We start from the raw sequence: 11,800 nt of genomic DNA on the forward strand, positions 1-11,800 counted from the left end.
GCCAGCGGCCGGCCGTCGGTCAGCGCTCCCGGCGCAGGTCGGCCAGTTCCCCGGTGATCCGGCCGAGGAAGCGCGCCACCGCGGCGATTTCCGCCGGGGTGAACTCGGCGCGCACCGTCTCGGTCCGCCGGGCCACCGGCGCGAACCACTCCGCCGCCATCCGGCCGGCGCCCGGCAGGTAGTGCACCAGGACCAGGCGCCGGTCGGCGGCGTCCCGGCCGCGGCGGATGTGCCCGGCCCGCTCCAGCCGGTCCAGCACGGCGGTGACGGCGCCCGAGGAGAGGCCCAGTTCCTCGCCCAGCCGTCCGGGCGTGATCCCGCCGCTGCCGGACCCGCCGGGCTCCGGGGCCGCGCGCATGACCGCCAGCAGCGCCTGGACGTCCGTCGTGTGCAGGCCGCTGGCGCCGGCGAAGCCGTGGCCGAGCAGGTGCATCTCGGAGGCGAGGTCCTGGAGCAGCCGTCCGAGCGCCGGTCCGCCGGGCGGTACCTGCCCCTGGTCGGGCTCCTGCTGTTCCTGCTGCTCCCCCTGCTCGGACAAGGTGTGTTCTCCGGTCGCGTACGGCGTCGATCCAACCCGTTCAGCCTAACGGCGCCGCGCCGCCGCCCCGCGGATCACCCCCCGGTGCCCGACCCGACCTCGGCCGATTCCGCAGCCGACACCGACCCCGGCCGAGGACCCCTCCGGCCGGACCCGGCCGGCCACCAGACCCGGTCGCCGAGGTCCCGCACCAGCGCGGGCACCAGCAGCGAACGGACCAGCAGGGTGTCCAGCAGCACCCCGAACGCCACGATGAAGGCGATCTGGGCGAGGAAGGCCAGCGGGATCACCCCGAGCGCGGCGAAGGTCGCGGCCAGCACCACACCCGCCGAGGTGATCACCCCGCCGGTGGCGGTGAGCCCGCGCAGCACCCCCTCGCGGGTGCCGACGCGCAGCGACTCCTCGCGGACCCTGGTCATCAGGAAGATGTTGTAGTCCACCCCGAGCGCGACCAGGAACACGTACCCGTACAGCGGCACCGAGGGGTCCACCGCGGAGAAGCCGAACACGTGCGGGAACACCACCGCGCTGACCCCGAGCGTGGCGAGGTAGGAGAGCGCGACGGTGGCGGCCAGCAGCAGCGGCGCCACCAGGGAGCGCAGCAGCAGGACCAGCACGGCCAGCACGCAGAGCAGCACCACCGGGGTGATCAGGCGCCGGTCGTGGGCGGCGGTGGTCCGGGTGTCCTCCTGCTGGGCGGTGTAGCCGCCGACCAGTGCCCGCGCGTCGGGCACGGCGTGCACCGCGTCCCGCAGCCGGAGGACGGTGGCGATGGCCGCGTCGCTGTCGGCCGGGTCGGTGAGTGTGGCCTCCAGCCGCACCCGGCCGTCCACGACCAGCGGCGCGGCACCCGGCGCGGCACCGGACGCGCCGCCCTGCCCGCCGCCCTGCGCGGCACCCGGCGCCCCGGCGGTGGTGGCGCGGACGGCGGCGACCCCGGGCACGGCGGCGGCCGCCTCGGTGACGGGCGCGGCGCGGTCGGCGGCGGCGATGATGACGGCGGGGTTGCCGCTGCCGCCGGGGAAGTGCGCGGAGAGCAGCCGTTGGCCGGCCGCCGAGGGCTGGGCCTTGACGAAGAGTTCGCTCTGCGGGACGCCGCCGGCGTCCAGGGTCGGGGCGAGGGCGGCGAGCCCCGCCAGGAGCACCAGGCTCCCCGCCCACAGGGCGCGCGGGCGGCGGGCGACCAGCTCGGCCACCCGGGCCCAGACGGCGTTCACCGGGGCCCGTCCGTCGGCGGCGGGCCGGGCCGGCCAGTAGGCGGCCCGGCCGGCCAGTACCAGTGCGGCGGGCAGGAAGGTGAGCGCGGAGAGCACCGCGCAGGCGATCCCGATCGCGCCGACCGGGCCGAGGGCGCGGTTGTTGGTGAGGTCGGAGAGCAGTAGGACGAGCAGGCCGAGGGCGACGGTGGCGCCGGAGGCGGCGATCGGTTCGAGCGAGTGCCGCCAGGCGGTGCGCATCGCGGCGAACCGGTCGCCGTGCAGGTGGAGTTCCTCGCGGAAGCGGGCCGAGAGCAGCAGTCCGTAGTCGGTGGCGGCGCCGATGACGAGGATCGACAGCAGGCCCTGGACCTGGCCGTCCACGGTGACCAGGCCGTGGTCGGCGAGCAGGTAGACCAGGGCGCAGGCGATGCCGAGAGCGAAGACCGCGCCGAGGATCACCAGCAGTGGCAGCAGCAGGGCGCGGTAGACGGCGAGCAGGATGAGCAGGACGACGCCGAGGGCGACGCCGAGCAGCAGGCCGTCGATGCCGGCGAACGCGCCGCCGAGGTCGGCCGCGATCGCGGCGGGTCCGGCCAGGCCGACGGTGGTGCCGGGGACCTGTTCGGCGAGTTCGCGGACGGCGCGCACGGTGTCGCCGGTCTCCCGGCCGAGGTCGGCGCGCAGTTGGACGACGCCCTGGAGGGCCTGTCCGTCGGCGGCGGGCAGGGCGGGCGAGACCCGTCCGGTGGCGCCGGGCAGGGCCGCGGCGGCCCGCAGGGCCTGTTCCGCGGCGGCGTGCCCGGTCCCGTCGAGGGGGCCGCCGCGGCTCTCCCAGACGATGATCACGGGCACCGCGTTGTCGGTCCGGAAGTCGGCGCCGAGCCGGGCGGCCTCGGTGGACTCGGCGCTGCGGGGCAGGAAGGCGGCCCGGTCGTTGGTCGCGACCTCGCCGAGTCGGCCCGCGTAGGAGCCGAAGGCTCCGCCGAGGCCGAGCCAGACGATCAGCAGCGCGAGCGGGACGAGCAGCCGGGCGCGGCGGCGCCGGGCGGACGGGCCGGGTGTCGGGGCCCCGCCCGGAGGTGACGGCGCGGGAGGCACCGGGGCGGGCGGTGGGGCGGCGTGGGGACGGTCAGCGGGCATGGCGGGGCGCGCTCCGGGCCTGGGCGGGGTCGTGGACAGCCCGGATCATATCTCTCGACGATTAAGAGGCTTGACGGGTGGAGAGGTTTCGCGGTCGCGCCAGGAGTCCGGCCACCGAGAGCGCGCCCCAGCCGACCGAGACGGCGACGGCCATCACCCGGTGCCGGCGGGCCGGGAGGGCGGTGGCGAGCAGTGCGGCGTCGCCCAGGTCGGAGGCGATCCGCAGGGCGGTGGCGGTGCGCAGCGCGACGTCGTTCGGGGCGAGGGCCATGGCGAGGCCGCAGGCGGCGTCGCGCAGGGCCAGCGGGCGCAGGCAGGCGGCGACCGGCGCGGGCACCGATCCGTCCGGCGCGGTGAGGCCGGAGGGGCGGGCCAGCAGGGCGGGCCGGCGGGCGACGGCGATGCCGTAGACGGCGGTGGCGGCGCCGGTGAGTCGCAGCAGGGGCTGGTGCATGGTGGTGACCTCCCGATGGGCTGGCGGACGGGGCGGATCCTATCTCTCGACGGCCAAGAGATCCCGGCGAACGGGACCACTCGGGGGCGGGCCTCACCAGGAGGGGCCGGAGCAGGAGCGGCCGGAGCACCCGGCCCCGGGTACACCGACGGCCCACCGGTGCGGGACCGGTGGGCCGTCGGCGCGCTGCCCGCGGGGAGCCGGCAGGGGCGCGCCAGGAGACGTCGGGAGACGTCAGGAGACGCGCTTGATCTGCCAGGCGTTGTTGTTGAGGCTCGGCACGGCGGAGTAGCGGCAGCTGCTGTTGTAGAACGAGGAGAGCTGCACCCAGCCGGCCGGCTGGTAGGTCGAGGCGCAGACCGTGAGCGTGGTGCCGATCGGCAGACCGGTGAGCTGCTTGATCTGCTTCTTGTTGGGGTTGAAGGTCGAGCCGCAGCTGAGGTCGTTCCACCACTGGACGTCGACCCAGCCGGTCGGGGTGAGCTGGCTGCTGCAGACGTTCAGGGTGTCGCCGGGGGCGGCGTGCGCGGTGGTGGTGGTGGTCATGGTGAGCGCGGCGGCGGCACAACCGGCGGCCAGGGCGACGGCGCGAAGACGGGACACGGAGCGGCTCCTCTCCACGGCGCGGGCGATCCGCACCGGACACCCATTCCTATCGGTGGGACCATTGGCACGGACAGTGACTTTCCGGTCCGGGGCACCGGGGCCACGACGGGTTCGCCACTGTTGACAGTGCGCCGACACACCTGTTCGTGGCCGCCGCGCCCGACCGGGGCCCACCAGCACCCCACGGAGGCGGTGATCCTGGTGGGCTCGGTGAGATGTGACGACAGGTCAGTAGACCCGGGTGATCCTCCAGGAGTTGTGCTCCAGGCTCGGCACGGCCGAGTAGCGGCAGCTCTGGCTGTAGAACTCGGAGACCTGCGTCCAGCCGGCCGGCGGCCAGGCCGAGGCGCAGACGTTGAGGGTGGTGCCGACGGGCAGACCGGCGACCTGCTCCATCGTCTTCCGGTTCGGGGTGAAGGTGCCGCCGCCGCAGCTGTAGTCGTTGGCCCAGGCGATGTCGACCCAGCCGGCGGGGGTGTACTGGTTGGCGCAGATGCTCACGATGTCGCCGGGGGCGGCCTGGGCGACGGTCGCGGTGGTCGCGGCCAGGGTCAGGGCGGCGGCGGTACAGCCGAGGGCCAGTGCGGTGGCGCGGAGACGGGACACGGTGCGGCTCCTCTCGCGGCACGGACGTTCCGTGCCGGGCCCATTCCTACCGGCGCACCGAGGCGCGCGAACAGGCGCTTTCCGGTCCGGTGCGCCGGGGCGCGCGTCGCGTTCGCGCCTGTTGACAGTCCGTCGGCGTACTTCCCGGGAGACCGAACGGCCCGTCCGGACCCCGGAGTTCGGGGTCCGGACGGGCCGGGCGGGTCACGTCGGGCACACGCGCCGCGACGGCGTCAGCCGGTGATCGGCTTCACGTCCAGCCGGATGTGGTCGACGGCCCAGAACCAGTTGTTCCCGGCGTCGAACATCCGGAACTTCAGCGTCACGCCGCGCGCGCCGGCCGGAACGGCGAACTGCTTGGCGACGAAGGTGTTCTGGACGTCCTTGCCGGCGTTGTCGTTGCCGGTGGCGTCCGAGCTGTAGTAGACCAGCCGGGTCTCGGTGCCGTTGTCGAAGACCGCGGTGACCGAGGCCTTCTGCGGGGCCTCCTGGCGGTAGTGCGAGTCGAAGCCCAGGTACAGGGTGGTGGCCCCGGCCGGGACGGGCACGACGGGCGAGACCAGGGTCGAGTCGAACACGCCCTTCTTGGACGGCGCGCCGGTGTCGTCCCAGTCGTCCGGGTCGGCCACGGCCAGGATGCCGAGGCCCCGGGTGAAGTTGCCCCGGTCCTGGCCGGCCGGGTTGGACCACTCGCGCTTGGTGTGGAAGGTCCAGCCCTGGAGCCGGACGGTGCCCTGCGGCATGGCCGGCGCGTTGACGACCGACCAGCCCTGCGGCGCCTGCGGCGTCCAGCCGACCACTCCGCCGACCGGCTGGAGCGCGCCCGCGAGCGACTCGAAGTCCTCGCCGAGCAGGTGGCCGGCCATCACCGGCGCGGTGCGGGCGGCGAGTTCGCCGTCGGCGACGGCGAAGCGGTTGCCGGCCAGCGCGCGGGCGGTGACCAGGACGCGGTGGGTGGCACCGTCCGGCAGCTGGGCGGGCGGGGTGACGTCCCACTCGGCGGTGGCGCTCGCCCCGGCGGCCAGCGCGGCGGGCGGCGCGGTGACGGCGGCGACCGTCCAGCCGGCCGGGACGACCGGCTGGGCCTCGATCACGGTCAGCGCGTCGCCGGCGGTGAAGCGGGCGGTGACCCGGGCCGGGCGGCCGGGCAGCAGGATCGCCTCGTCGATGGTGGTGGAGGCGGCCTTGAGCGCGACGTCCACGGTCAGCGGGTCGGCCTGGCCCATCGCCGGGTCGGTGAGCAGGTGCTCGCCGTCCCAGGGGAAGCGGCCGGCGATCCGGCGGCGGAAGCCGAGTTCGCCGCGCACGCCCACCGCGACGTCGTACCAGCCCTCGGGGCCGACGTTGAGGTTGACGGTCTTGTCGTCGCCCGCGGCGACCCGGACCTCGCGCAGCCCGTCGCCGTAGGCGAGGTCGCCGACCAGGAAGGTCTGGGCGGTGCGCGAGCGGTTGATCACGTCCACCTCCAGCACCTTGCCGTTGCGCTCCTCGGAGAGCGAGATCTCGTACGCGGTGTCGACGGTGCCGCGCAGGTGCCAGAGCGCGCCGTTGGGGCCGTGCACCCGCAGGTCGTAGCCGTCCTGGCCGACCGTCCAGACGTCGGAGATCCGGGACTTGGCGCCGACCGTGTAGTGGCGCGGCAGGGCGCCGGGGGCCGGGTAGACGGCGAAGACCGCGCCCTGCTTGCCCTGGTTGATGAAGTCGATCGTCAGCTGGTCGCCCTTGAGGCGCGGCTTGACGGTGAGGTCGTACGGCGCCGGGCGGGCGGCCCGGGTGCCGCGCTCCTGCTGCGGGAAGGACTGCGGGTTGGGCACGGTCGGCGCGGGCAGCTTGCCGGTGTCGACGACCTTCTGCCGGTTGCCGCTGGTGTCGGGGAGCTCGGGCCAGCGCGGGTCGCGGCCGGAGAAGTCGAAGACGTTGGTGAGGTCGCCGCAGACCGAGCGCCGCCAGGGGCTGATGTTGGGCTCCTGGATGCCGAAGCGCTGCTCCAGGAAGCGCAGCACCGAGGTGTGGTCGTAGACGCTGGAGTCGACGACGCCGCCGCGGGTCCACGGGGAGACCACGATCATCGGCACCCGGACGCCGAGGCCCATCGGGTACGGGCCGGACTCCACGCGCTCGCCGGCGGGCAGGGTGTCCGACCAGGTGAGCGAGCCGTCGGCCGCCTTGACCCGGTACTTGCCGTCCTGGCTCACCACGCGGTGGTAGGTGGAGCCGCCCTTGCTCACGCGGACGACGACCTCGCCGTCGACCGGCACGGTGGACTTGCCGCGACCGGTGGCCAGCGGCGGGACGGGCGGCAGCTGGTGGTCGAAGAAGCCGCCGTGCTCGTCGTAGTTGAGGATGAAGACGGTCTTCTCCCACACCTCGGGCTTGGCCGCGAGGGCGGCCAGCAGCCGGGCGGTGAGGTGCTCGCCGTTCGGCGGCGCGTAGTTGGCGTGTTCGGAGAGCGCGGCGGGGGCGACGATCCAGGACACCTGCGGGAGGGTGTCGGCCTGGACGTCGGCGGCGAAGGCCTCGACCAGGGCGTCGCCCATCGCGAACGGGTCGCCCTTCTTGGCCGGGTCGCCGACCGCGCGCATGCCGCGCTCGTACAGCGGCTCGCCGGGCTTGGCCTTGACGAAGGGGGTGAACCAGGCGAGCGCGTTGTCGTCGAAGTTGTCCAGCGCCTGGTAGGTCCGCCAGCTGACGCCGGCCTTCTCCAGGCGCTCGGCGTAGGTGGTCCACTCGTAACCACCGGGGATCTCGGTGTTGTCGGTGACCGGGGTGTCCCGGACGGTGCCGCCGCTGGTGCCCGTCATCAGGTGCTCGCGGTTGGTGTTGGTGTTGCACTGCACCGACGCGTAGTAGGCGTCGCAGGTGGTGAACACCGAGGCGAGCGCGTGGTAGAAGGGCATGTCGGCGCTCTCGTAGTAGCCCTGGCCGAGCCAGCCGCCGGAGCGGCGGGTGACCGAGCCGTCGGCGAGGCCGTCGTTCCAGGCCTTCATCGAGTCGACGAAGCCGAACGCGGGTGCGCCCTGCTGGTACGCGTTGGTGTGGGCGGCGTTCATCGGGAACGGCAGGAGGTGGCCCTCCTTGCGGCTCGGGTCGGGCTGGTGGAAGACCGAGCGGCCGTTGACGCCCCGCACCGCCGTCCGGTCGCCGAAGCCGCGGACGCCGGCCTGGGTGCCGAAGTAGTGGTCGAAGGCGCGGTTCTCCTGCATGAACACCACAACGTGCTGGATGTCCGCCAGGCGGCCGGGGCGGGCCGGCGCGGCGAGCGCCTCGCGCACGCTGAGGGGGAGGGCGGACAGCACGGCGGCGGCGGCCGCGCCGCCGAGCAGGGTGCGGCGCGACAGTTCGGGCTGCGGACTCATCGGGGGTGACTCCTTGTACAAAGCGGGGGGCGCCTGGCGCTGTGGTCCAGACCCGTTATGTGTACGTGCCCCAGATGGACGGGAACGGGGGGTTCGATGGCGCGTCGATGACGGACAGTGAACCCATAGCTGTACAGACAACTTGCCGTCGGCGGCGGTCCGCGGCCACCCGCCCGCCGCGACCGCCGCCGGCCGCCGTCCCAGCAGCCCCGCCGGTCACGCCAGGCCCCCGGTGACGGAAGGTGGTTGACGAACCGTCGGCAGCCTCCGGCCAGGTCGTGGACAACCCTTGACGAGGCATGTGGTCTGTGGAAACCTCGCGGCAGGTCCAGGCCAATGATCTTCGTACGGGGGTAGGGGATCGCTTCGCCTGACGCATCAGGGGGGACACCTGGGAGTCGGGTCCGGCCGTGCCTCGGCGCCTGCCGACCGGTCCGCGGGGCGGGCCGGCCACCCTTCGGCAGCCGCGCCGTCCGACCGCGCCGTGCCGCGCCCGCGCGCCACCACGGCCACCGCTCGGACGGGTGCCCCGCAGCTCCGTCTCCGACTCCCGAATCGAGCACAGCATGTCCGACTCCACCGACCGGCCCGGCCCTTCCTCCGCCGCCGGGGCCCCCGCGAGAGCGACGGACGCCGCACGGCCCGCCTCCCCCGCCCAGCACGGAATCTGGCTGACCAGCAGACTCACCCACGTCCCCGAGGTCTTCCACCTCGCGCTGCGGATCGGCTTCGACCGGATCGACACCGCCGCGCTGGCCCGCGCCGTCGACGCGACCGTCGCCCGGCATCCCGCGCTCTCCTCCGCGCTGGTGGAACGGGACGGCGTGCTCCGCCCCGTCCCGGCCGGGCGGGTGCCCGCGCTCACCGTCCTGGAACCGGCCGGCGAGCCGCTCGGAGAGTGTGCCGACGCCTGCGCCGACGCCCTCGCCAAGCGGCTCGCCGAGGAACTCTCGCTGCCGTTCGACCTGGCCCGGGGGCCGCTCGCCCGGTTCACCCTGGACCGGCGGGCGGACGGGAGCGCCGAACTGCTGGTGGTGGCGCACCACGCGGTGTTCGACGGCAACTCCAAGGACGTGCTGGTCGCGGACCTCGCCGCCGGGTACGCCGCCGCGCTCGCGTCGCCGTCCGCGGTGGCGGTGGAGGAGGGGACGGCACGGTCCGACGCGGACGCCGCGCCCCCGGTCGACCCCGGGCTCCTCGCCCGCGCCGCCGCCTTCCACGGCCCCCGCTGGGCGGCCGCCACCGCCCCGGTGCTCCCCGGCAGCCCCCGCGCGGTGACCGACGCCGGCCGCGGCGAATCCGTCGCCTGGCGACTCGACCGCGCGGCCGCGGCCGCCCTCGCGGACGCCGCCCGGGCCGCCGGGGTCACCCGCTTCGAGTTCCTGCTCGCCGCCCTGCACGGCCTGCTGCACCGCTACGGCGGCGAGGCCGTCCCGGTCGCCGTCCCCTTCTCCACCCGCGACCCCCGGCAGCGCGGCACGATCGGCCTGTACGTCAACGAGCTGCCCGTGTACGCCCCGGCCGGCCAGGACGGTGACACGCCGTTCGCGCGCTACGCCGCCGCCGTGCGCGCCGAGGCCCGGCTGGTCTCCGCGCACCGCGCCGTCCCCTTCGGCAGCGCCGTCCCCGGCCTCACCCCCCGGGCCGGGCTGGCCCCGGTCTCCTTCGGCTACCGCCGCCGCACCACCGCCGACCCCGTGTTCCCCGGCAGCGCCGCCGCGGTCGACTGGACCGTCTTCCCGCACGCCGCCCGCAACACCCTGCACCTCCAGGCCGTCGACGGCGCCGACGGGATCGAGCTCTCGCTCCAGTACGACCCGGCCGTGCTCGCCTCCGCCGCCGCGCGGCGGATCGCCGGGCACCTCGCCACCCTGCTCGCCGCCGCCGTGGCCGACCCCGCGACCCCGCTCGGCGACCTGCCCCTGCTCGACCGGGCCGAGCGGCACCTGGTCACCACCGCCTGGAACGACACCGCCCGCGCCTACCCCACCGACCGGACCGTGCTCGACCTGGTCCGCGAGCACGCCGCGGCCGCCCCCGACGCGCTCGCCGTGGTGGCCGGCGAGGAACGGCTGACCTACCGGGAGCTGCTGCGCCGCGCCGACCGGCTGGCCGGGGAGCTCACCGCGGCCGGCATCGGCCGCGACGACCTGGTCGGCCTGCACCTCGCCCGCACCGCCGACCTGCCGGCCGCGCTGCTCGCCGTGCACGCGGTCGGCGCCGGCTACCTGCCGCTCGACCCCGGCTACCCGGCCGAGCGGCTCGCCTTCGTGCTCGCCGACTCCGGCGCCGCCCTGCTGCTGGCCGACCGCGAACCGGCACCCGAGGTGGCCGCCGCCGCACCGGCGGTGCTCCGGCCGGGCGGGGCCTCCGCCGGGACCGCTTCCGGGTCCGAGGGCGATGCCGACCCCGGCCGGCTGGCGTACGTCCTCTACACCTCCGGCTCCACCGGCCGCCCCAAGGGCGTCGAGATCGGCCACCGGGCGCTGGTCAACCTGCTCACGGCCTTCGCCGCGCAGCTCGGCTCCGGCCCCGAGGACGTCTGGCTCGGCCTCACCTCGCTCTCCTTCGACATCTCCGCCCTGGAACTGCTGCTGCCGCTGACCACCGGCGGCCGCCTGGTGCTGGCCCCGGACGGCCTCGCGGTGGACGGCCCGGGGCTGCGGGCGCTGGTCGAGCGCGAGGGCGTCACCCACGTCCAGGCGACGCCGTCGGGCTGGCGGGTGCTGCTCGGTGCCGGGCCGCTGCCGTCCGGGCTGACCGGCCTGGTCGGCGGGGAGGCCCTGCCGCTGCCGCTGGCCCGGCAGCTGCGGGCCGGCACCGACCGCCTGTTCAACGTCTACGGGCCGACCGAGACCACCATTTGGTCCACCTGCGCCGAACTGCCGGACGGCCCGGAGGCGGTCCGGATCGGCCGGCCGATCGCCAACACCCGCGCCCTGGTACTGGACGGCCGCCGCCGGCCGCTGCCGATCGGCGTGCCCGGGGAACTCCACCTCGGCGGCGACGGGCTCGCCGAGGGCTACCTGGGCCGGCCGGAGCTCACCGCCGAGCGCTTCGTCGACGACCCCTTCGGCGCCCCCGGCGACCGCCTCTACCGCACCGGCGACCTGGTGGCCTGGAGCCCGGACGGCGAACTGGAGTTCCTCGGCCGGATCGACGACCAGGTCAAGATCCGCGGCCACCGGATCGAGCTGGGGGAGGTCGAGACGGCGCTGCTGACCCATCCGGCGGTCGCGGAGGCCGCCGCCGCGGTGCACCGGGAGGAGGCCGCCGTGCCCGACAACGAGGAGGACGGGGGCGACGGCGAGCCGTTCGTCGCCGGCTACCTCGTCCCGGCCGCCGGACAGACCGCTCCCGAGCCCGCCGAACTGCGCTCCTTCCTCCAGCGGTTGCTGCCCGGCGCGGCCGTCCCGCAGCGCTTCCTGGTGCTCGACCGGCTGCCGCTCACGCCCAACGGCAAGCTGGACCGCCGCGCGCTGCCCGTCCCGCCGGTGCCGGTCGAGACCCCGGTCGCTCCCGCCTCCGGTCCGGAGGCGGAGGCGGAGGACGAGGTGCTCGCCGCCGTGCTCGGCGTCTGGTCCGAGGTGCTGCGGCTGCCCGGTCTCGGCCCCGAGGACGACCTCTTCGACCTGGGCGGACACTCCCTGACGATCATTCAGATCACGGCCAGGATCCGCGACCTGCTGGGTGTCGAGCTCGACTTCGACGTGTTCTTCGCCACCCCGACCCCGCTCGGCATCGCCGCCGCCGTCCGCGAACTGCGGTGACCTCCGGGCGGCGCGGCCTGGCCCGCGCCGCCCGGTGCCCCTTCCCCGCGCCCGCTCCCCGCACCTTCCCTGCCCCGCGCCCCCTCCCCCGCGGCGGCCCGCCCCGCGGCGATCCCGCCCGACGGCACCGC

The 11,800-nt window shown here is 75.5% G+C and carries 7 protein-coding genes; 1 reads left to right on the forward strand and 6 read right to left on the reverse strand.

Annotated elements, in window-relative coordinates:
• Positions 1-19: 19 nt before the first annotated feature.
• From IF01_RS0110915 to IF01_RS41575, 6 genes are all read right to left on the reverse strand, one after another.
• Positions 20-538 (reverse strand): MarR family winged helix-turn-helix transcriptional regulator, encoded by a 519-nt coding sequence (locus IF01_RS0110915; RefSeq protein ID WP_030393131.1) that lies wholly within the window; start codon positions 536-538, stop codon positions 20-22.
• Between the two features lie 74 nt (positions 539-612).
• On the reverse strand, positions 613-2,877 hold the full coding sequence (locus tag IF01_RS0110920) for an MMPL family transporter (RefSeq protein ID WP_078879867.1): 2,265 nt from the start codon (positions 2,875-2,877) through the stop codon (positions 613-615).
• Positions 2,878-2,938: 61 nt separating this feature from the next.
• Complete coding sequence (locus IF01_RS0110925; protein ID WP_030393133.1) at positions 2,939-3,331, reverse strand: hypothetical protein; 393 nt, start codon at positions 3,329-3,331, stop codon at positions 2,939-2,941.
• Between the two features lie 234 nt (positions 3,332-3,565).
• Complete coding sequence (locus IF01_RS0110930; protein ID WP_149030607.1) at positions 3,566-3,934, reverse strand: hypothetical protein; 369 nt, start codon at positions 3,932-3,934, stop codon at positions 3,566-3,568.
• A 231-nt stretch (positions 3,935-4,165) separates the two neighbouring features.
• Positions 4,166-4,543, reverse strand: a complete 378-nt coding sequence (locus IF01_RS0110935; protein ID WP_037779542.1) for a hypothetical protein — start codon at positions 4,541-4,543, stop codon at positions 4,166-4,168.
• A 233-nt stretch (positions 4,544-4,776) separates the two neighbouring features.
• Entirely contained in the window at positions 4,777-7,899 is a 3,123-nt protein-coding gene (locus tag IF01_RS41575) for a phosphocholine-specific phospholipase C (RefSeq protein ID WP_051755152.1), read from the reverse strand.
• 566 nt (positions 7,900-8,465) lie between these two features.
• On the opposite strand from IF01_RS41575, the gene IF01_RS0110950 reads away from it, so the two are divergent.
• Entirely contained in the window at positions 8,466-11,669 is a 3,204-nt protein-coding gene (locus tag IF01_RS0110950) for a non-ribosomal peptide synthetase (protein ID WP_078879884.1), read from the forward strand.
• The last annotated feature ends 131 nt before the right edge of the window (positions 11,670-11,800 follow it).

This window comes from Kitasatospora purpeofusca (assembly GCF_000718025.1).
Taxonomy (GTDB): Bacteria; Actinomycetota; Actinomycetes; order Streptomycetales; family Streptomycetaceae; genus Kitasatospora; species Kitasatospora purpeofusca.